This window comes from Algibacter sp. TI.3.09, assembly GCF_038154905.1.
GTDB lineage: Bacteria > Bacteroidota > Bacteroidia > Flavobacteriales > Flavobacteriaceae > Algibacter.
The window spans coordinates 1,540,754-1,563,499 of sequence record NZ_JBAKAN010000001.1 but is presented as its reverse complement, the minus strand read 5'-3'; the positions used below and the strand labels follow the sequence as shown (position 1 = coordinate 1,563,499).

Here is a 22,746-nt window from a genome sequence, read left to right as displayed (position 1 = left end):
GAGTAAATATCTATTAAAGTAAAATTGTGCTTCGTATCTTGTATGCTCTAAGCGAAATTGGTATAGTTAATTATGATTGAGAAGCTCTTAAAATACAGGTATATCTACATAGTAATATTAGTTTTACTCGTAGCGTTTGCGGCAATAAAAGCGCCAAATATAGAGGTAGATACCGATATATCTCAGTTTTTTCATGAAGATGATGCCGATTACACTTTTTATCAAGACATGAAATCGGAGTTCTTTAGTCAGGATAATTTAATTCTATTAGGCGTTAAACATCAAGATTCTGTTTTCAATTTGGAATTTCTTAATAAAATAGAAGCGCTAACCGATAGCTTAAAACAGATTCCGAATATAAAAAAGATAAATAGTTTGCTAACGCTGTCTTACCCAATAAAAAGTATGTTTGGTATTATTGGTGTACCGTATTTAAAAATTGAAGATAGCGGTAAATTAGCCTATAATAAAAAGAAAATTTTAGGCGATGAGTTACCCAAAAGCTTTATTAATAGACAAGGCGATGCGTTGTTTTTATGGATAGAAACCGAGCCAAACTTAGAGACTAAACCCTTAGATAAATTAATAAGCGATATTAATGCGTTAAGAACCGATTACGGCGAACTTACCACGTTTTTATGGGGAAGAGAAGTTATTGATGTTTCGTTTAAAAACATTCTTATTAAAGAAATACTGACATTTAGTTTTTGGATTTCTATTTTTTTATGTCTGAGTTTAATTTTCATATTTAAAAAACCAGCAGCTATTTTATTTCCCATAGTGTTGGTTGTTGTGGTTATTGTTTTGTTTTTGGGAGGTATGGTTACTTTGGAGAGACCTATAAGTACCATGTCTAATTTATTTCCAACTATTATTTTAATTGTAGCGGTTTCCGATGTTATTCATTTGTGTATAAAATATGATATTGAAGCTAAAAAAGGATTATCATCTAAGCAAGCAACCAAAAATGCGTTAAGCGAAATTGGGTTTACAACCTTAATCACATCGTTTACAACAGCAGTTGGTTTTTTAGTATTGTATATGTCTCCCATGCAGGCAATGCGTAATTTTGGAGTTGAGTCGGCTGTTTTAGTGATTTTAACCTTTGTTTTAACGCTTATCTTTTTACCTATATTTTTTAGCGGTCTAAAAAAGGGAAATCTATTTACCATCAGTAAACCGTTTACGGTATTATCTGCGAAGCTGTTTGAAAAGCTAGATTTAATTTATAAATATCAAAACACGGTACTTGTTGGGTTTGCTGTAGTTCTTGCTCTGAGTTGTTATGGAATGACTTTAATTAGTACAAATGGAAGTCATTATTCATTTCCTGAAAAAACAGATTTATACAGCAGTTATAAATTCTTCGAAAATAATTTTGGAGGTTCTCGTACGTTCGAGCTTGTACTTTCATCTAAAAATGAAAAGAAATTAAATGAGCCTGAACTTTTAGAAACGGTTTATGCTATTGATAATTACCTAGCGGAACATCCTAATTTAAACGATGTAAAATCGCCTGTAAATTATTATCAAATTATGAGTCAGGCGTATTATCCAAATACCTATAAAGAAAGGCCGTTACCGTTAGACTCTAAGACTATCAAAAAATATGAAAAGGAACTAGCTTCACTTTTAAAGAAAGATTATTTAGCTAATAAAAACCGAACTATTTTTAAATTTAATGCCCAAATGAAAGATTTTGGAAAGCATGATATTGATGCCATCCATACTGATATTTTGCAACATGTAAATAATTTAATAGATGATAAGCCTATAGAGGCAAGGCTATCTGGTATCGATATGCTTATCGATATATCTCAAGAAAAAAGTATAGAAAATACATTTTTCGGACTTTTGATTGCCATAATAATTGTGTCTATTACTTTAGGAATAGTTTACAAAAATATGGCTTTAGGTATTTTAGCTGTATTCCTTAATTTAATTCCGTTGATTATAACGGCTGGAATTATGGGGTTTTTTAAAGTAGATTTAAGAGCTGAAATTGCGCTTATTTTTACTGTTGGTTTTGTTATTGCAGTTGATGATACCATTCATCTTTTAAGTAAATTTCAATGGGAACGTAAAAAAGGAGGCTCCGTAGACTATGCTATAAAAACAGCGGTTTTAGAATGCGGAAAAGCTATTTTGGCTACGAGTATTATTCTGGTTGGTGGTTTTTTTATTTTAATGAGTTCAGGATCGTTAGAAATTTTTATACTCGGTTTACTAGTAGGGCTTATTGTGATTATAACCTTATTTGTAGATTTAGTTCTGGCTCCGATAGTTATATTAAAATGGTTTAAAAAGTTTCTTTAAACAGAACTTAAATATTGTTGTGGGTTATCTTATTTGGTAGATGGAACAGAAACTTTCTACATTGCCACCAAGAATACTTATGGAAGATAAGGGGATTCCGAGAATATCTATGGCTGTTATTTTAAATTCAATGCTGTCACCTGTAGCTAAATCTGTTGTTGCAGTAACAGATCTTATTGGCGAAGAAACTTCGATGTCACTACCTAACGGTATACTTACGATAACGCTTATAAAACGTTGTTCAGCAATTAAAGTACCATTTTTGTAGATACCTATACCAATATCGGTATTAACTGCAATTAAAGATGTATTTAATTTTACTTGAGCTCCGATGGTATAAACACCTCCTTGTTTAGCTGTATAAGTATTTGTAGAAGTATCAAATTCATTGTTGTTATCGATTTCTTCTTGGTTAAATTGGAGTGTACAGGCACCAAGAGATAAAATATGACTTATGTCTCCAGCCGAAGAAAATGAAGCTTTAACCATAGTTGGCAATGCTGCATCTATAACGTCAGAAGACATTATGGTGTTAACCATGCCCGAGCTTGAGGTGACTAAAATATTTTCTTTTATTATGTTTATGTCACTTTCGTTAATAGTACTTCTTAACTTAAAAGTCCCATTTACATCTAGCATCGCTTCAGGACTAGTGGTGCCAATTCCTACTTGGGCTGGCGATAGTGTGTAAAATAATAATAGTAACAAAGTGAGTGTGAAATGTAATTTACTCATGATAATTTGGTTTTGGTTAGCTTTCAGGAGAAATATTTTATGAAAATAAAAAAATATAATTAAAATTCTGATATTTAAAGTGGTTTTTTACTACAGAAATGTTGTTCGTCTAGATTTTGAAAATAGTAGAGAGAAGTTTCAATTTAAAGGCAAATAGATTTAGCTGTTTTAGAGAAATCAGTTAAATGTCAGTAAGCAGATAATAACATACATTAGGAGATGATTCTTATGTTGTAATTAAATAGCACAGCATTATTTTCTTCCTATAAACTAAAATTATAAATAGTAGAAACTGTATTTTTACAAAAAAGAATACAATTCCAATTTTCCATGAATTCTAGAGCAAATCAACTAAAAGCATTCGATAGATTATTAACTATTATGGACGAGCTTCGTGAGCAATGCCCGTGGGATAAAAAGCAAACCATGGAAACGCTTCGCCACTTAACTATAGAGGAAACGTATGAGTTGGGTGATGCTATTTTGGATAAAGATTTAGAAGAAGTAAAAAAGGAATTAGGCGATGTACTTTTACATATTGTGTTCTATGCCAAAATAGGTAGCGAAACCAAAGATTTTGATATAGCCGATGTTTGCAATTCTATCTGCGAAAAACTAATACATAGGCATCCACATATTTATAGTGATGTAAAAGTTGAAAATGAAGAGGATGTAAAAAGAAATTGGGAAAACTTAAAGCTGAAAGAAGGAAAATCTAGTGTTTTAGAAGGTGTACCAAAAAGTTTACCTGCACTTGTAAAAGCAGGACGAATTCAGGAAAAAGTGGCTGGTGTAGGTTTCGATTGGGAAGAGCCTTCTCAGGTTTGGGAAAAAGTAGAAGAGGAGCTTAATGAGTTTAAAGTAGAAATTGAAGCTAACGACCAAGACGCCATGGAAAGTGAATTTGGAGATGTTTTGTTTTCGCTAGTAAACTATGCCCGTTTTAAAAATATTAATCCAGAAAATGCTCTAGAACGCACCAATAAAAAATTCACCAAACGCTTTCAATATTTAGAAGAGAAAGCCAAAGGTTTAAATAAACCATTGAGTGACATGACACTTGCTGAAATGGATGTGTTTTGGGAAGAAGCCAAAAAACTATAATGTTATAAAACAAGCGTTTTTTGCGAATTGTATTTATCTTAACATGGTTAATTTGCTATTGGGGTTCGTTTTTTTTAAATTTGCACCATGGTAAAAGGCATACATGAGCAAAGAAATATCAGAATCTTTAACTTCAACTTTCTAGTTTTTAGAAATCAGTCGGATAAATTCATTCCTCCTGCATTCTAGTATCCAGCCAATCTCCTTACTCAATTTTTAAACGTTAATTATTTACTTATTAGTTTATAAGTGAATAGTTTTTTGCGTTTACCTTATTTTTTTTGTTTACCTAAATTTAGGTATAACCACAAATAATAATCATTTAATGACTATTACAACTTTTGATGCCTTTTCTAGGTTATCAATTAACGATATATCACGTATTTCCAAGTTTTTGCATGAGCATTCTGGTGAGTTTACAGACACTAAAAGCGCCATTCAAAAATCGATTATGTATGCTGCAAAAGAAGTTCCAGGACTTGGCGGTTATGTTTTTATTATGGAAAATAAACAAGAAATTTTAGGAGCTATAGTTGTTAATAGAACAGGTATGAACGAGTATTTAGCAGAAAACATATTGGTATATATGGCTGTTAAAACCGAATATAGAGGTAAAGGGATTGCCCAGAAGCTAATAGAACATACCATAAAGTATTGTGATGGGGACATCGCTATACATGTAAATAAAGATAACCCAGTTATAGAATTATTCGAAAAACAAGGGTTTAAAGCAAGAAATATAGAAATGCGATTAGTTCGATAATCCATTTTAAAAAACACACACAGAACATGAAGATTATACAAATAAAGAGAAAAACATCTTACGAGAAAATACATAGCGTAAAAATGGGGGAACTAACAAGTAAAGTAACACATATTAAAAAATACTTGTTTGGTTTACCTATCAAAACGCTTCATAAATATCGCGAAACATATTACGGCGAAGTTAAAGATTACAAAGATTGTATTCTTTTTGTTTAACCGAATTTTTAATAATTAATTTAAATATATATTAAATGAAAGTACTGGTAATTGGAGCAGGAAACATGGGGCTTACTTATGCACAAGGCATGTCTAAATCTAGACTGCTAAAAAAGAGAAATATTATGGTTTTGGACAAATCTGAAGAGAAATTGGAGGAGCTAAACCAAATATCACATTTTGATGCATTTAAAGAGCTTGAAGACTGCGTGCCAAAAGCAGATATCATTTTTATTGCAGTAAAACCATACCATGCAGAAGGCGTTTTTAAAGCCATCAACAAATTGGTAAACCCACAACAAATTATTGTTTCTATTATGGCAGGTGTAACTATAGCTTCCATAAAAGAACTAACAGGTTTAGATAAAGTGGTACGTGCTATGCCTAATTTACCGGCACAAATAGGTAAAGGCTTAACATCTTACGTAACATCACCACAAATTTCTAGAATAGAAATGCTAACGGTAGAAAGTTTATTGGACACTACAGGGAAATCGATGCGAGTTTCTAACGAAAACTTTATTGATGCCTCTACAGGTATTTCTGGAAGTGGGCCAGCTTACGTATTTTATTTTATGCAAAGTATGATGGAAGCAGCCTTACAAATGGGCTTTTCTAAAAACGACTCTACGGTATTGGTAAGTCAAACTTTTACAGGAGCTGTAGAGCTTTTTAATCAGTCTAATCTATCTCCAAATTCGTGGATGGATCGAGTAGCTTCTAAAGGCGGAACTACGCGTGCTGCACTAGATTCTATGGAAGATAATAATGTTAATGAATTAATTAAAGAAGCTGCTTTTGCTGCATTTAGTCGTGCGGTAGAAATGGGAAAAGAACACTAAAATGTGTAAACAAAGAATAGTGATTAAGGTTGGTACTAATGTAATGACCAACAAAGATAATAGAATTGTAAGACCAGTTTTAAGACGATTGGTAAAACAAATAGCAGAGCTTTACGAGCGTGATATCATGACGATATTAGTCTCCTCTGGTTCTGCCATTGCAGGAAAAGAAGTTCTAGGGAAATCTAAAATTAAAGATAAAACAGTACGACGCCAAGTATATTCATCCATTGGGCAACCAAGAATGATGCGTCTTTATTATGATATTTTTCATGATTATGGAATGAAGTGTGCGCAAGTACTGCCTACAAAGCGAGATTTTAGCCCAGGAGTACACAGGCAAAATATGATTAACTGTTGTGAAGGTTTACTTTCAGAAGGCGTTATTCCTATTGCTAATGAAGATGATGCAGTATCGGTAACCATGTCTATGTTTTCCGATAATGATGAGTTAGCGAGTTTAATTGCTCAGCTAATTAACGCAGATAAGCTTATTATTTTAACAGATATAGATGGTCTGTATACAGGACATCCAGAAGCGGAAAGCAGTGATTTAATAAGAAATGTAGATCCGGGAGACGATCTTAATAAATATATTCAGGACAATAATAAAGGTGAAGGAGAAGGCCGTGGTGGTATGGGATCTAAATTAGATTATGCGCAACAAACTGCAGCCAACAACATTCCAACTTTTATTGCTAATGGAAAAAGTGATAACACCATTATCGATATTATAGATGGAAAAGCTGTAGGAACCAAGGTGTCACTATAAAAAAAAGAGAAAATGGAATTATTATCAGAAGAAATAAAAAATAGTGTTTTAAAAAGTATGGAGGTTCTTTTAAAGGAACATCAGGATACTTTATTAAATGCAAACAAGAAAGATATAGCGGCTTTTAATCAAGAAGATCAAGCCATGTACGATCGCTTAATTCTGAATAAAGATAAGGTCGATGGTATGATTACCGCAATACAGGTGGTGCGTGAACAAGAGGATCCTGTGAATAAAATAATTAGCCGAAAACAGTTTGATAACGGTTTGGATGTTGTGAATAAAACAGCACCATTTGGAACTATTATGATTATTTATGAATCTAGGCCAGATGTAACCGTAGAAGCTACAGTGCTTGCTTTTAAAGCCAATAATAAAATATTGCTTAAAGGAGGTAAAGAAGCTGTGCACAGTAACACAGCTATTGTAAAACTTTGGCATATGGCATTAGAGGAACATAGTGTGAATACCGATTATATTCAAATGTTAACCATGAATAGAACGGAAACTCAGGCCTTTTTAAGAAACCCTACCGAGCAACTCGATTTAATTGTACCTCGAGGTGGCGAGCAACTTATAAAGTTTGTAAAAGAGCATGCCAAGTGCGCTGTTTTAGTAAGTGGGCGAGGTAATAACTTTTTATACATTGATGAGGCTGCCGATTGGAAACAAACCATAGAGGTGATTTTAAATGCTAAAACTCAAAAAATATCGGCGTGTAATGCTTTAGATAAAATTTTAGTGAGTAAAAAACTTCCTGATTATGCGGGTAGAATTTTAAATTTAAATGAAATTTTAAAAGATAGTGGAGTAGAGGTTTTAGTTGATGAAGAAACAAAATCGATTCTAAGTCATGAAAAACTTATAAACGATGATTCTATTTGGTATCAAGAATTTCTTGAAATGAAATGTTGTATTGGCACAGTAAATTCTGTTTTTGATGCTATAGAAAAGATAAACGAATATTCTGGAGGTCATTCTGCAACAGTGATGACTACTAATAGCGATATTGCTAAGAAATTTATGGAACAAGTAGATTGTGCTGTAGTATATCAAAATGCCTCAACACGTTTTACCGATGGCGGACAAATAGGTGTAGGAGCAGAGCTTGCTATAAGTACCGACAAATTACACCATCGCGGGCCATTAGGGTTAAAGGAGCTTGTTACCAATAAATATTATGTTTTTGGAGACGGCCATGTTCGTGTTTAATATTTTAGTGTTTTAGAAAACACGACATGAAACTAAAAAGGCAGCTTAGAATTTTTCTAAGCTGCCTTTTTTCTATTGTAATAAATAGTGTTACAAATTAATAACGCTCTTTAATTTTTCTTAGTTTTTCTTTTAAAAGAACAAGAGAATCTTTGTGGCCTTTAATGTTGTTGTGCACATCTTTAACCAACGGATTATCTTCATCTACATTCGTGAAAAACTGTAAATTATTTTCTAACTGATTAATTTGCGCTTTTACTTCATCCATTTTTTTACGGATAAATAAGCGTTCGTTATCTAAGTTTCTTGTATCACCATCAGTAGATGTTAAGCTATCAAGTTTGTTCTCGTACTTAATCATTTCGATTTCTGTTTTATCCATTTTTAAACTAGATAATAAATCGTCAATGGTTTTCTGGAATTTATCTTCAATAAAGCGTTTGTCGTTTGGTACGCGCCCTAAATCTTTCCAAGTATTAATATGACTTTTAATGATTTCAACATCCTTGTCTTTATCATCTGTAGGTGTCACAGCCTTAAGAGTTTCTAATAATTCAGATTTTTTATTGAAAGCATCAACGTGTTCTTGGCTTACTGCATTTCTTTTCGCATGCACTTTATCGAAATAGTGATTACAGGCTGCTTTAAATTGTTTCCAGATTTTGTCGCTGTCTTTTCTTGGAACATGACCAATTTTTTTCCAATCGTTCTGAATTTTTTTCATCAAAGGCGTTGTTACCGCAGTATCTTCGCTTTCTTTGTTGTCTTCAGCAATTTTTATTAACTCTAATTTTTTCTGTAAATTAGTATATTGTTCCTTTTTTAAATCTTTGTAATAAGCGTTTTTGTTTCTGTTAAAAGTTCTAACAGCATCTTTAAACTTAGCCCAAGTATCTTCGTTAACTTTTAAAGGTACTTTTCCGGCATTAAAAAATTGATTTCTTAAATCCTCAATAATTTTAATACGCTTTTGCCATTCACTATGTGAGCCTGCAGGTTGAGCAGCAACAAATTCTATATTAGCAATTATTTCTAATTTAGTTTCTAAGTTTTTATCGTAAACCTTATCAATTTCTTTGTAATAAACTTGGCGTTTATCGTTTATAATTTTTGTTGCAGCTTTAAAACGATCCCAAATTTCTTCACGATGTTCTTTACCTACAGGGCCGAGCTCTTCTTTCCACATTTTGTGTAATTCTTGAAGTTCTCTAAACGATCGCATTACATTATCATCTTGCGCTAACTCTTCAGCGCGCTCAATAATTAATAATTTCTTTTCTAAATTATGTTTAAAATCTAGATCGCGTAAATCTCTGTTAAGGTGTAAAAAATCGTAAAATAACTCCACATGGTGGTGGTAGCTATTCCAAGCGTTATTGTATTTATCTCTCGGAATTGGTCCGGTTGTTCTCCAACGTTCTTGTAATTCTTTAAAGTGCTTGTAAGTTGTATTTATATTCTCTTCAACATTAATTAAACCTTTAAGCTCTTCAATTATTTCTAGCTTATCGGTTAAGTTTTGCTTTAAGTTTTTCTCTAAACTTTTGTAGTGATCGTTAAGTTTATTTCGGTATTCTTTGTAAGCTGCCTTGTATCGTTTTTCAATAGGAGAGGCGTAGTAGAAATCAATTTCATTTCCTCCTTCATTTAAAAACTCTTCTTTTTTCTCTTCAACTAAGGCTTGGTGCTTTGTTTTAAACTCGGCATTAATACCATCTACATGAGATTTTATAGCCTGTACTTTTTGTCCTTGAACAAGTTTTTCTAACTCAATGGCTAAAGCTTCAAGCGACATGCTATCGTATTCCTTAACTTCAATGGTGTGTCTATCTTTGTTTCCTTCATCTTCGGCATCTTCTGCGTTAGATTCTTCAATTTCATTTAGAACTTCATCATCTTCACTGTCTCCTTTTACAGGGGCAGGTGTAGCGGCTACAGTATCTTCTGTTTGTACTTCAGTGATTGGTGTTTCAGAAGTTTGTGAATCATCAGGAGTTATAGCTTCAGGAGCCGTTGTTTCTGGTGTAATAGATTCACTTTTTACAGGATTAGCATGATCTGCGTTTTCTGCGTTAGGGTTATTTAAGTCAGACATTATAAAATGTTTAGGTTCGTAGTTTTTACTATAGACTTTAAAGATACTAACAAGTCTATTATTAACAAAGGCTTAGGTGTGGATATTTTTTATAAATCCCAAATGGCCCACGATTTTTCTGCTTGTAATTTTAGCATATTTAATCCGTTAATAGTTGTTGCGCCATTGTCTTTACCTTGTTTCAGGAATTTAGTTTGATCTGGATTGTATATTAAATCGAATAGAATATGTTTATCCGTTATACCGTTGTATGGAATATTTGCGCAAACTTCAATGTTCGGAAATGTCCCTAATGGCGTGCAGTTTACAATCACTTCGTGTTCTGCAACAATGGTTTCTGTTAAATCGTCGTAAGTAAAAGTTACACCTTTAGAGTGTTTTCTAGAAACATATTTATAATCTATTCCTAATTCTTTTAAACTGAAAGCAACCGCTTTACTTGCGCCACCTGTACCTAGAATTAAAGCTTTTTTATGATGCGATTTCACGAAAGGCTTTAGCGTATTTTTAAAACCATAACAGTCTGTATTATAACCAACAAGTTTTCCTTTTTTTGTGATTTTTATGGTGTTAACCGCTCCAATAGCTTTCGCTTTTTTATTTATTTTATCAAGAAAAGGCATAACCGCTTCTTTATAGGGAATGGTCACGTTTAAACCTTTTATATTTTCTGTGTTTTTTATAATTGAAGGAAATAGATCGATGCTTTCTAAGTCGAAATTTTCGTAGCTTGTATCTGTTATTTTTTCATTTTCAAATTTGTTTTTGAAATAATTTCTTGAAAATGAATATGATATATCTTTGCCTAAAAGTCCTAATTTTTTCACTTGATAATTTTTTATATTATTCTTGTATATGTCTTGTTTTTTGTCCGTACCACTCTAGGCCTAAAACAAATGCTATGCCTAGTAATATAAAGCCAACAGCTAAATAAGTATCGGTGTTTAATTCTGGGAAAAAGCGTTGATAATTATGAACCACTTTAGATCCTGTAGAATCGAATAGAAAATCACCATTTTGATCTAGTTTGTAGATTGTTTTTTTCCAAGGCCAAACAACGCCTAAAGAACCTATAATGAAACCTAATATTGATGAAGTGGTAATGCTTTTGTAACGTTTTAAAATATAGCTTAATAAATGCGAAAAAGTTACTAAACCTGCTACTGAGCCTAAAGTAAAGACAGCGAGTACTTGTAGCATTCTTAAACGTTCCGGATTTGTGGTAAAACCAAAATCACTTCTAATTATTTCTGAAAAAGTATCGTAAAGGGCATTTACAGAATCGACTAAAAGGAGTACATAGTTACCAAGTAAAATGAGAATAAATGAACCTGAAAACCCAGGTAATGTCATGCCTGAAACACTTATAATGCCACAGAAAAATACAAACCAAAGATTATCGTTTTCCTTAGCAGGATTTAAAAAGCTAATACCAACACCTAGTAAAATACCAATAGCTAGTGATAGATAGGTTTGATAATTACGGTCTTTAAAATCTTTATTTATATAGTAAATTGAGCCTATAATCATTCCGAAGAAAACACTCCAAACATATAATTCGTATTGTTTGATAAGATAATCTAGAATTTTAGAAATGCTAAAATAACTAACTATCATACCGAAGAAAAGTAAACTTAAAAATCTACCATTTATGTAATTGTAGAAACTCTTAAAGCGCCCATTAATTAGAAGTTTAAAAGCTTTACCGTTTACCTTTTTTAGTGAGTAAATAAACTCTTCGTAAAAACCAGCAACAAAAGCGACAACACCACCAGAAATTCCAGGTACCTTATTGGCAGCACCCATCCCTAATCCTTTTAAGATTAGAAAAATTTTATCGGTAAGTGTTCTGGTGCTTTCCATTATTGTTTTTTATTGCCCACTTTTTCAAGAATAAAAATAGTTAAAAATCCTAGAATCATTAAGATTATAGCAAAAAGTAATTGGTTATTTCCATCGAAAGAAAAAGGTGAAACACTTTCTTGTAAAACCGCAGATTTAATTCCTTCGGAATTGGTGTGCCATGTTAATGTTTTTTTCCAAGGCCAAACTTTGTTTAAAGATCCAAAAATAAAACCTGTAAGGACTGCTAAGGTGATATTATGATAATGTTTGAACAACCATTTTAATAAATGACTAAAACTTAAAAGGCCCACAAGAGCTCCACTTGCAAAAATTAATATTTTTTTGATATCAAAATCATGAAAAGCATCACTTAAAGCTTTGTACGCTCCTAATATTATTAGAATGAAGGCTCCCGAAATTCCTGGTAAAATCATAGCGCAAATGGCGATAGCTCCGGCGATAAATAGAAACCAAGGATTTTCATTATTAGATGAAGCAGGAAGTGTTGTAATATAAAAGGCTATAAACGCACCAAGAATTAAACTAATTATTACGGCTAAGCTCCATTTTTGAATTTGTTTTCCAACAAAAAAAATACTCGCCACAATAAGACCAAAAAAGAAAGACCAAATAAGAACAGGATGATTTTCTAATAAGTATTTTGCTAAACGCATTACAGATACAAAACTGACCATAATACCAGCTAATAGCGCTATTAAAAAATTACCGTTTAGTTGTTGCCAAAAAGGCTTTATGCCTTTAGTGAAAAGTGATTTAATTAAATCAGCATTTATATTACTTATGGAATTTATTAATTCTTCGTAAATACCTGAAATAAAAGCAATAGTACCACCTGAAACGCCTGGAACAGCATCGGCTGCTCCCATAGCAAGGCCTTTAAGCGAAATAATTAAATAGTCTTTTAATTGTCTTTGCATGTTTTGATTTTTTACGTAAAAAACCAAAGGTATGTATTTTAATGAAAACGTTTATACAGAATATAAAACTTACTTCGAATTTTGTTTTAGTAAGCTTTGTACTGCAACTTTCTTGTAGATTTCAGGAAAAAGTTCTTCAATAATAAAGCTATATTCTTCATTGATATTTATAGCATTTTTTAAATGAAATGTACCCTTATCCGTTTCGTGAAGTGCTAAATACAATCCAGCTAATCGGTACTCTAATTCTGCGCTATCTGAGTAAAACTCTACAGCTTGTTCAAAATTATCAATAGCTGCTTCTGTTTCACCTAATTTAATAAGTAAATCGCCTCGGGTTAGCCAAGTGTTTAGTTCGTAATTACCAAGCTCTAGCGTTTTTTTGTAACCACGTTCTGCTTCTTCATAAAAATTTAAACGCTGGTTTATTTGTGCATAAAGTTTCCAATACATAACGTTCTCCGAATCAATATTGATGGCTTTATTTATAAAATAAAGAGCACGTTGATAGTTTTTTCGTTTATTATAAAACTTAGTAATAGCAATCCAACCTTTATCTAATAAAGGGTCTTCATGTACGGTTCTATCATAATATTGGAGTGCTAAATCGTCTTTTTTAAGCTTCTCGTAGCAGTTACCAATATGTAATAGAGCGAAAGATGTGGGGTCGTCCAGTTTTAAAGTGATTGAGTAATTTTCGATGGCATCTTCGTATCGTCCTAGTTTTTCTAATACTTTACCACGTTCAATGTATGCTCCAATAAAAGTATCGTCGGAAATAATTGCAAAATCAAATGCCGCTAATGCTTTTTTTAGTTTTTTTAGTGCAAAATATTGAATACCCAATTGGTGCCATGCGACTTCGCAATACGGGTTTTTATCTAAAAAGGTGTTTAAATAAGTGATAGCCTCTTCATTTTGATTTAAATATTCGAAGCAATATATAATATTGTAAAGTGATGAATAATCTTCAATGTCACTTTCTAAGCATTTCATGAAATTAATTTTTGCCTCTTCAAATTTATCTAAAAACAAGTACTCCATTCCTATTAAGGAGTATAGGTCAACTACGTCGTCAGCTAATTTTAGAGCTTGTTTCAATACTTCTATAGCTTTTTCGTGATTGTCTTTTTTAGAAAATATATTGGCTTTTTGAATGTATATTTCTTCATTTTGTGGGTCAAGACTATAAAGTTGATCTAATAAAAGATCGGCTTCTTCAAGCTTGTCTTCAAAAACGAAAACTTCAACTCTAAATAATTTTAAATTGATGGATGTAGGATGCTGGTCCAAACCTAGCTTAATTGCTTTTTTCGCTAAAGCAATTTTTCCTAAGTTAAGATAATGGTGAATGATATTTTCGAACTCTTCTGAATCGAAAAATAAAACATGATTTGTTTTAAGCATCGATTCAAATTTAGTTAGAGGTAAGCTATTATTGTGGTCGTGACCGTACTCCATAAGCACTTTTGTATGTTTTCTACTTTATTAAAGTTAGTATTCTATTTATGGTTTACACCAAAACTGAGGTAAATGTTTTTAACAAAGTAATGAACATTTTTATTTTTGTTTAAAAAATAAAAATATAAAACCCTGTAATTAAGTGTTTTATGTGTTTTTTATTTCGTCTAAAATATTCAATATTTTAGAACAACCTTCTTTAATTTCAGCGTTAGAAATAGTTAATGGTGGAGTAATTCTAACGGCTTTTGGCTCAAAAAGTAGCCAAAATAGTATTAATCCGGCATCTTGACATTTTAAAATTAGTGCATTTGTTATATCTGCGGAAGGTGTTATTAAGGCGAGCATAAGACCTATCCCACGAATTTCTTTTATTAAAGGGTGAACTAATAGTTTTCTAAAGAGTTGCTCTTTTTCAAGAGTTTGTTCTATCAAGTGACTTTCCGTAATTTCAGTTAGAGTTGCTAATGCAGAGGCGGCAATTACCGGATGGCCTCCAAAAGTAGTAATATGGCCAAGTTTGGGATTATCTTGTAAAAGATTCATTAATTCTAGAGATGCTGTAAATGCACCAATAGGCATACCGCCTCCAAGGCCTTTGCCGGTAACTAAAATATCAGGAATACAATTGTAATGTTCAAACCCAAAAAGCTTACCTGTTCTTCCAATACCTGGTTGAATTTCATCTAAAATTATAAGAGCTCCAACGGCATCACATTGTTTTCTTACTTTTTCTAAGTAATTGTTTTTTGGTTCTATAAAGCCGGCTCCACCTTGTATGGTTTCTAAAATGACACAAGCTGTCTTTGTTGTTATTTTAGAGAGGTCTTCCTCGTTATTAAATTCTATAAATTTAACATCAGGAAGTAATGGCCTGAAGGCTTGTTTTCTATCTTCATATCCCATTACGCTCAAAGCTCCCATGGTGTTACCGTGGTATGCGTGATTTGCTGCTATCATTTCACTTCTCCCAGTAGCACGTTTTGCTAACTTTAGTGCGCCTTCTATAGCTTCAGTTCCTGAATTAGTTAAATATGTGGATTGTAATGATGTTGGTAAATGTTTTGCTAAAAGTTTAGTGAGCTCTACTGCTGGTTTTTGTATGTATTCGCCATAAACCATAACGTGCGAATATTTATCGAGTTGGTCTTTTATGGCAGAATTAACTTTAGGGTGTTGATGACCTAATGGACATGCTGAAACCCCTGCAACAAAATCGAGATAAGCTTTATTGTTTGTATCATAAATATATGAACCGTTAGCATGAGAAATTTCCATAGCTAATGGGTGAGGAGAGGTTTGGGCTTGGTGGTTTAAGAAGTCAGGTTTCATAATAATAGATTAATAAGGTATTACATACAATTGAGCGTTCCACAGGTAAACATTATCACCTTTCTGGATATTACTAATTACACATCTAATTTGATTCTCCCCTCCCTTTTTTGTTGTTTCAATTTCGTACTTTTTCCAAGTATTAGTTAGCTTAATATTTAATTTTTCATAAACTGGATAATTATTTCCTTTTTCTTGGAGGTTAATGGTGATATTTCCGCTACCTTTAATCCAAATATAAAACTTGAAAACTCCTGTTTTTTCATTTGTATCATAAACTATATATCCATTGTCGCTAGTAAGAGCGATTACTTTGTCTGCTGTACGTTTTTTTTCAGGAGAATCTTCTGTATTTGATATTATTCTTACTTTTATTTTTTGCCATTTATTAAATTCAGAAGGAGATTTTATAACATTATTTTTGTCTCCTACGATTAAGCTAAAAACGTGTTCTTTTCTGGAATATTTCATCCGCTCCAATAACTCCTCATCAAAAAAGTTCTCTTGTGGCACATAATCTTCCAAGCCTTTAATAACAGTTAATTCAAAAGGCTTGTCTTCTTTAAATAAATCGTCAACACTTAGAGGACGCTCATCTTCCCTCCAATCAAAACCTTTTAGGAATTTATCTTTTTCTTGATAATCTTTTTCAGGGAATAGAGTGCCATCAACAGTATTTAATCGCGTATACTCTTCAATGTCACTATTTGCAAATAACATCTTTATACTACCAGATTTAGCTTTGTCGATACCTATTAATTCTTGATTTTCATCACGTGTATAGAATATAGATTCTGCATTTTTATTAATATTTACTTCTCGTAATTCATTCGCGTCATTAAATAAACCAACTAAGGTTATTCCAAAAATTTGATTATATCCATTTTCACTAATAGTGTCTTTACTAATTATAAAAGCGTTATTAAAAACACGAAGTGAATCTAATTTTTCTGTTTTTGAATTAGAGATTAAATGAATAGTATCTCCCGTCATTTGGTTTGCGTTATTCCATAGAATGGGGCGTCGCTTTGTTGAAAAAGCATCGGTAGGAGCAAAGCGGTCTAGATTTATTAATTCGGTAATACCTGTATTTTGATTAGCATGAATAGAATCGGCTTTGGCACTAATGTCTGTCTTAAAGAGTTTAGCATTGTAATAGGCTCGGGTAATTCTATTTTCAGGTTTACCGGTAACCATTATTTTGTCGGCATGTAAATAGACGGAATCTTTTTCTTGAACCGTTGTTACTAAGGCGCGTTTAGTGATAAAAAGAGAATCTTTAGCTCTAAAAACTTCGGCGTAATGCCCCGTTACAATACTCTTATTTATAGTGTCGGTAATTTTGATATTGTTTGTTGCAGAAGCAAAACTTTTTGTGTTATCAAAATATAGACTATCACCTTCGATAATACGATCATCATAATATATCTTAGAATCTTTTAATGCATATCCAGTTTTGTTTTTTGTATCATAAAAACCCTTCTCGCAATAGGTTTTACTATCTTCTGTTGTTATGGTTGATGGGCCAAATAAATAAGCAAGCCCCGTATCTTCATAAAAATCGAAATAATTTGAATTTACAACAGTGCCATCACCTGTTAAAACAACATCGTCAACAAATTGGAATTTTTTTTCAGTCATATAATAACGACCAATTTTACTAGTAATAGTACCTGATGAATCTTTAACAACATTACCACCACTTTTATAAAAAGATTGTTGTTTTATTCTATCGAAGTATAAAGTATCTGAAGAAATAGTCGAATTTGGACTTTTTAAAACAACTTCACCACTAGCGAAGGCTAGTTGAGAGGTGCCACTATACTCTACATATTTAGAGGTCATGGTGATGGTGTCACCTTGCTTTACAATAACATTTCCGTAAGCTTCAACGAAGTTTTCACCACTATAGTAAATGGCCTTATCGCACCACATATTACTACCAGCATGGGCAATATGTACCTGTTGCATGCTGTTACGTGTTAGTACTTTTGCTCCTGGATAATTTTCTTCATCTACATTTAATCGCCCAGCATATTCAATGCTTATTTTCTTTTTGTCTTGAGCGGTTAAAAATGTTGAAATTCCAAGAAAGAAAATGATGAAAGTGTATATAAATTTTGTTCTTATCAAAATGAAAATGTTTGCGACAAAAATAACGATAATAATGATGTTTAATTATGTGTTATGTTTTTTTTAATAAAAAAGACCTGACAGTTTGGAGAAACACATCAGGTCTTAAATATTATTTTGAAATATTTTTATTTATTTCTAAAAATAGTCTGTTTTCTATCTGGTCCAACAGAAACTATAGTAATAGGTATTTCTAATTCTTTTTCTAAAAACTCAATGTATTCGTTTAAAGCTTTTGGAAGTTGAGATGCTTCAGACATTTCTGTTAAATCTTCATCCCATCCACTAAAATCAGTATAAACTGGTTCTACATTTTCTGGTTCGATGTTGTAAGGGAAATGTTCGATAACTTCTCCTTTATATTTGTAAGCTGTACATACTTTTAAGGTTTTAAAACCAGAAAGTACATCACCTTTCATCATCATTAATTGCGTAACACCATTTACTTGGCAAGCATATTTAAGCGCAATTAAATCTAACCATCCGCAACGACGTGGACGACCTGTAGTTGCACCAAATTCGTTACCAATTTTGGCCATTTGAGCACCATCTTCGTCAAATAATTCAGTAGGGAATGGGCCAGAACCAACACGAGTTGTATAAGCTTTGAAAATCCCGAATACCTCACCAATTTGTCCTGGAGCAACACCTAAACCAGTACAAGCACCAGCTGCAGTAGTATTACTAGATGTTACAAATGGATATGTTCCAAAGTCAATATCTAATAAAGACCCTTGTGCGCCTTCGGCTAAAATTGTTTTACCAGATTTTTGTGCTTGGTAAACATATTCTTCAGAATCTATAAATTTAAGAGATTTTAAAACATTAACAGCTTCAAAGAATTCTTTTTCAAGTTCGGCTAAATCGTATTCAATTTCAACGTTGTAAAAAGAAATCATAGACTGATGCTTATTAGCTAAAGCTCTATATTTTTCTTTCCAATCGCTTAATTCTAAATCGCCAACACGTAAACCATTTCTACCAGTTTTGTCCATGTAAGTTGGGCCAATACCTTTTAATGTAGATCCAATTTTAGCTTTTCCTTTAGAGGTTTCGCTAGCTGCATCTAGTAATCTATGCGTTGGTAAAATAATGTGTGCTTTTCTTGAAATAACTAGCGACTTTCTGTAATCTACGCCTTGCTCTTCAAGTTTGTCAAGTTCACCTTTAAAAATTACTGGGTCTATAACTACACCATTACCAACTAAATTGGTAGCATCATCATGAAAAATACCTGATGGAATAGTGTGTAAAACGTGTTTTTTTCCGTTGAAAACCAAAGTGTGTCCTGCGTTTGGTCCACCTTGAAAACGTGCGATAATGTTGTAGTTAGAGGTTAGTACGTCAACAATTTTCCCTTTGCCTTCGTCTCCCCATTGTAATCCAAGTAGTAAATCTACTGCCATTGTAAAATTAGTTAGTTGTCCTTTTTGCTATCGGGAGATTTTTTTTTCCCGTAGAAATAGAGTGAATGATTATTTATCTCAATATCGAAAACTTCTTCGATAGTTTTTTTAATAGATTGAATTCGAGGATCGCAAAACTCGATAACTTCTCCTGTATCTGTTAAGATAACATGGTCGTGTTGCCTGTCAAAATAAGATTTTTCGTAATGTGCTTGATTTTGGCCAAATTGGTGTTTTCTAACCAAACCGCACTCTAGAAGTAGTTCTATGGTATTGTAAAGTGTAGCTCTAGATACACGATACTTTTTATTTTTCATATTAAGATACAGAGATTCTATATCGAAATGTTCGTTGTTATTATAAATTTCTTGAAGTATAGCATAGCGTTCAGGGGTTTTACGGTGTCCCTTATTCTCTAAAAAGCTTGTAAAAACGCTTTTAACTATGTCTTGATTTTTTGTATCTACTTTTGTATCCATAATTTCATCGCAAATTTACACTTTTTTTACACTCTAGTAACCTTATCTATACCATTAATTTTTTTAAGACGGTCTAAAAGTTTTTTCAAAAGGGTTTTATTCTTCACCACAACATCAATTTTTCCTGAGAAAAGCCCGTCGTCACTTTGAAAACTAATACTTTTCATGTTAACACTCATGTTCTCAGAAATTATGGTGGTAATATCATTAACTAATCCAATATGATCAATTCCGGTTAAAGAAATATGTGCCAAGAATTCTTGTTGAGAAGAATCGATCCATTTGGCAGGCATGATCCGGTAGGCGTAATTAGATTGTAAACTCAATGCATTGGGGCAATTCATTTTATGAACTTTTAAACCATCGGAAACGGTTAAAAATCCAAAAACATCATCACCAGGTATCGGGTGGCAGCAGGTTGCTAACTTATAATCTAGCTTTTCTTCTTCTTTATTAAAAACAACAGCATCGTATTTTGCTGTAATTTCATCTTTTTCTAATTCGTCGGTATTAATATTCGCTTTACGAGTTATTTTACTTTTAAGGAAACTCATTAAAGCATTACTTCTAGATGCCGCATATGCCTTAAGCATCGTATTGTCTATCGTACCAAGACCAACTCTGTAAAATAAATCTAAACTTGTTTTAAGCTTAAAATAGTTAACCATTTCGTTAACAGAAGCTTCATTAAGGTTAATTTTAAGCTGCTTTAATTTTCTGCGTAAAATTTCTTTACCATCTTCACCTACAAGTTTTCTATCTTCTTTTAAGGCCGATTTAATTTTACTTCGTGAGCGTGCTGTGGTAGAATAATCTAACCAGTTTGGATTAGGTTTTGCATTTTCTGAAGTTAAAATATCTACTTGGTCTCCACTTTTTAGCTCGTAACTAAGGGGTACCAGTTTGCCGTTAACTTTAGCGCCTCGCGTTTTCATACCAACTTCGGTATGGATACTAAAAGCAAAATCGAGTGTTGTGGCTCCTTTTGGTAACGATTTTAGATCACCTTTAGGGGTGAAGACAAATATTTCTTTTGAATATAAGTTTAGTTTGAATTGCTCTACAAAATCTACAGCATTGGTATGCGGATTTTCTAAAGCTTCCTGCAATCTATTTATCCAACTTTCTAAATTATCTTCTTTTTCGCTTCCTTGTTTATATTTATAGTGTGCTGCATAACCTTTTTCGGCTATTTCATTCATACGTTCACTACGTATTTGCACTTCTACCCAACGGCCTTTTGGCCCCATAACTGTAATGTGAAGCGCTTCGTAACCTGTACTTTTAGGAGAAGAAATCCAATCGCGAAGACGGATAGGGTTTGGCCTAAAGTGATCGGTAACTATAGAATATATTTTCCAAGCAAGGAACTTTTCGTTCTGCGGATCGGCATCACATTTATATATAATTCTAATCGCAAACTTATCGTAAACTTCATCGAAAGATACACCTTGGTTAATCATTTTCTTCCTAATAGAAAAAATAGATTTTGGTCGTCCTTTTATAGTGTAGTTTAGTTTTTCTTTATCTAATGAGTGTTTTATAACTTCACTAAATTGTTCTATATAAAGGTCTTGATCTTTTTTACTTTCCTTGGTTTTGTTTAAAATATCGTTGTAATCTGCTGGTTCAAGATATTTTAAACCTAAATCTTCTAGATCGGTTTTAATGTTATAAAGTCCAATACGGTGCGCTAATGGCGCGTAAATATAAAGAGTTTCCGAGGCTATTTTAATTTGCTTATCAGGCCTCATGGAATCCATAGTTTGCATGTTGTGCAACCTATCTGCAATTTTTATAATGATAACGCGAACATCATCATTTAAGGTCAATAACATTTTACGAAAATTTTCCGCCTGCAGCGAAACATCCATATCTTGATCTTTACTTAAAGAAGAAATTTTAGTTAATCCAGCAACAATGGTTGCAATGGTTTTTCCAAATTGTTTTTCAATATCTTCTATGGTGTAATCAGGGCTATCTTCAACAACATCATGCAACAAAGCAGCGGCAATAGAGGTGCCGTCCAAACCAATTTCCTGTGCTACAATTTTAGCCACAGCAATGGGATGAAAAATATAGGCTTCTCCAGATTTACGGCGTTGGTCTTTATGTCCGTCTACGGCAACTTCAAAAGCCCTACGAATTAGTTTTTTATCATCATCAGAAAGCGTAGTATAACTAACCTTTAGCAGTTCTTTATACGCTTTTTTTATGGCCGCATTCTCTTTTTCTAAGTATTCCTCTGTCATAGACTAAATGTAATAAAACAATTTTAATAGCCAACCCCAAAAAGATTTTTTTTTAATGCGTTATGCTTAATTTTTTTCATTTAAAAAATCAACTAACTGCTTAACAGCTTTACCTCGATGGCCAATACTGTTTTTTACACTTAAGTCCATTTCGGCAAAGGTATTGTTATGGTTATTGGGTTTAAAAACGGGATCGTAACCAAAACCTTTTTCACCATGTTTTTCTGTAGTAATTTCACCTTTACAAATACCTGTAAAGGTATGTAGCTCTCCGTTTAAGTGTAATGCAATTACGGTTTTAAATTGGGCAGATCTATCGGTTTTATTGTGTAATTCTGTTAAAAGCTTGTTGGTATTGTCTTCTGCATTACGCTGTTCTCCTGCATAACGTGCCGAGTAAACTCCTGGTTCACCGTTTAATGCATTAACTTCTAAGCCTGTATCATCAGCAAAGCAATCGTAATTATAATTTGTTTTTATGTATTCGGCTTTTTGCTTGGCGTTACCTTCAATTGTATTTTGAGTTTCGGGTACATCTTCAAAGCAGCCAATATCTTTTAAACTAAGAAGTTCAATTTCACTCGGAATTAAAGATTGTACTTCTTTTATTTTATTCATATTATTTGTAGCAAAAACTAGTCTCATTCGTAATGTGGGGTTTTTATGACTGTAAAAGTCTTATTTAGTTTAACTTATTGAAAAAAAAACGTACATAATTATATATAATTTCATATTTTGGCATAGTTTTGTTAATATTTGTAGCCCCGAATAATAATACATATATCCTCTGTTTCGTGTTTTTCTTATTCCAATGTGGCTTAAGTGTAATAATAGCATTCTATT

General features: G+C 32.6%; 19 protein-coding genes. 7 read left to right on the top strand and 12 right to left on the bottom strand.

From position 1 onward, the window contains the following. The first annotated feature begins 72 nt into the window (after positions 1 to 72). Positions 73 to 2,316 (top strand): efflux RND transporter permease subunit, encoded by a 2,244-nt coding sequence (locus V6246_RS06185; RefSeq protein ID WP_341559631.1) that lies wholly within the window; start codon positions 73 to 75, stop codon positions 2,314 to 2,316. Between the two features lie 24 nt (positions 2,317 to 2,340). On the opposite strand, the gene V6246_RS06180 is transcribed toward V6246_RS06185, so the two are convergent. Then, positions 2,341 to 3,051, bottom strand: coding sequence for a hypothetical protein (locus V6246_RS06180; protein ID WP_341559630.1), 711 nt, complete (start codon positions 3,049 to 3,051; stop codon positions 2,341 to 2,343). A gap of 330 nt (positions 3,052 to 3,381) precedes the next feature. On the opposite strand from V6246_RS06180, the gene mazG reads away from it, so the two are divergent. The 6 genes from mazG to V6246_RS06150 all read left to right on the top strand — a co-directional run bounded on the left by mazG (position 3,382) and on the right by V6246_RS06150 (position 7,962). Next, positions 3,382 to 4,155 carry a nucleoside triphosphate pyrophosphohydrolase gene (gene mazG, locus V6246_RS06175; protein ID WP_341559629.1) on the top strand — a complete coding sequence of 258 codons (774 nt, stop codon included), beginning with the start codon at positions 3,382 to 3,384 and terminating at the stop codon, positions 4,153 to 4,155. 325 nt (positions 4,156 to 4,480) lie between these two features. Then, on the top strand, positions 4,481 to 4,918 hold the full coding sequence (locus V6246_RS06170; RefSeq protein WP_341559628.1) for a GNAT family N-acetyltransferase: 438 nt from the start codon (positions 4,481 to 4,483) through the stop codon (positions 4,916 to 4,918). A gap of 26 nt (positions 4,919 to 4,944) precedes the next feature. Further along, a complete protein-coding gene (locus V6246_RS06165; RefSeq protein WP_341559627.1) occupies positions 4,945 to 5,136 on the top strand; it encodes a hypothetical protein in 192 nt (63 codons plus the stop codon). A gap of 35 nt (positions 5,137 to 5,171) precedes the next feature. Then, a complete protein-coding gene (proC, locus tag V6246_RS06160; RefSeq protein ID WP_341559626.1) occupies positions 5,172 to 5,978 on the top strand; it encodes a pyrroline-5-carboxylate reductase in 807 nt (268 codons plus the stop codon). A 1-nt stretch (position 5,979) separates the two neighbouring features. Further along, the gene (proB, locus tag V6246_RS06155; RefSeq protein ID WP_159017739.1) at positions 5,980 to 6,750 is read left to right on the top strand and encodes a glutamate 5-kinase; all 771 of its coding nucleotides are present in this window, start codon (positions 5,980 to 5,982) and stop codon (positions 6,748 to 6,750) included. A gap of 12 nt (positions 6,751 to 6,762) precedes the next feature. Beyond that, a complete protein-coding gene (locus tag V6246_RS06150; protein WP_341559625.1) occupies positions 6,763 to 7,962 on the top strand; it encodes a glutamate-5-semialdehyde dehydrogenase in 1,200 nt (399 codons plus the stop codon). A 97-nt stretch (positions 7,963 to 8,059) separates the two neighbouring features. On the opposite strand, the gene V6246_RS06145 is transcribed toward V6246_RS06150, so the two are convergent. From V6246_RS06145 to V6246_RS06095, 11 genes are all read right to left on the bottom strand, one after another. Then, positions 8,060 to 10,057 (bottom strand): DUF349 domain-containing protein, encoded by a 1,998-nt coding sequence (locus V6246_RS06145; protein ID WP_341559624.1) that lies wholly within the window; start codon positions 10,055 to 10,057, stop codon positions 8,060 to 8,062. Positions 10,058 to 10,146: 89 nt separating this feature from the next. Then, positions 10,147 to 10,884 carry a shikimate dehydrogenase family protein gene (locus V6246_RS06140; RefSeq protein WP_341559623.1) on the bottom strand — a complete coding sequence of 246 codons (738 nt, stop codon included), beginning with the start codon at positions 10,882 to 10,884 and terminating at the stop codon, positions 10,147 to 10,149. 16 nt (positions 10,885 to 10,900) lie between these two features. Next, the gene (locus V6246_RS06135) at positions 10,901 to 11,920 is read right to left on the bottom strand and encodes a DUF368 domain-containing protein (protein WP_341559622.1); all 1,020 of its coding nucleotides are present in this window, start codon (positions 11,918 to 11,920) and stop codon (positions 10,901 to 10,903) included. Further along, positions 11,920 to 12,840, bottom strand: coding sequence for a DUF368 domain-containing protein (locus V6246_RS06130; RefSeq protein WP_341559621.1), 921 nt, complete (start codon positions 12,838 to 12,840; stop codon positions 11,920 to 11,922). Before V6246_RS06130 ends, V6246_RS06135 begins: the two co-directional genes overlap by 1 nt. Before the next feature lie 69 nt (positions 12,841 to 12,909). Beyond that, positions 12,910 to 14,301, bottom strand: coding sequence for a tetratricopeptide repeat protein (locus tag V6246_RS06125; RefSeq protein WP_159017733.1), 1,392 nt, complete (start codon positions 14,299 to 14,301; stop codon positions 12,910 to 12,912). Positions 14,302 to 14,448: 147 nt separating this feature from the next. Beyond that, complete coding sequence (locus V6246_RS06120; RefSeq protein ID WP_341559620.1) at positions 14,449 to 15,633, bottom strand: aspartate aminotransferase family protein; 1,185 nt, start codon at positions 15,631 to 15,633, stop codon at positions 14,449 to 14,451. 9 nt (positions 15,634 to 15,642) lie between these two features. Continuing rightward, positions 15,643 to 17,766, bottom strand: a complete 2,124-nt coding sequence (locus V6246_RS06115; protein WP_341559619.1) for an OstA-like protein — start codon at positions 17,764 to 17,766, stop codon at positions 15,643 to 15,645. Between the two features lie 128 nt (positions 17,767 to 17,894). Beyond that, positions 17,895 to 19,172, bottom strand: coding sequence for an adenylosuccinate synthase (locus V6246_RS06110; RefSeq protein WP_341559618.1), 1,278 nt, complete (start codon positions 19,170 to 19,172; stop codon positions 17,895 to 17,897). Between the two features lie 11 nt (positions 19,173 to 19,183). Next, positions 19,184 to 19,651, bottom strand: a complete 468-nt coding sequence (locus tag V6246_RS06105; protein ID WP_042502895.1) for a Fur family transcriptional regulator — start codon at positions 19,649 to 19,651, stop codon at positions 19,184 to 19,186. Positions 19,652 to 19,677: 26 nt separating this feature from the next. Further along, entirely contained in the window at positions 19,678 to 21,903 is a 2,226-nt protein-coding gene (locus V6246_RS06100; RefSeq protein WP_341559617.1) for a RelA/SpoT family protein, read from the bottom strand. A 66-nt stretch (positions 21,904 to 21,969) separates the two neighbouring features. Further along, positions 21,970 to 22,548: a non-canonical purine NTP diphosphatase gene (locus tag V6246_RS06095; RefSeq protein WP_341559616.1), complete on the bottom strand. Its 579-nt coding sequence runs from the start codon at positions 22,546 to 22,548 to the stop codon at positions 21,970 to 21,972. Positions 22,549 to 22,746: the final 198 nt, after the last annotated feature.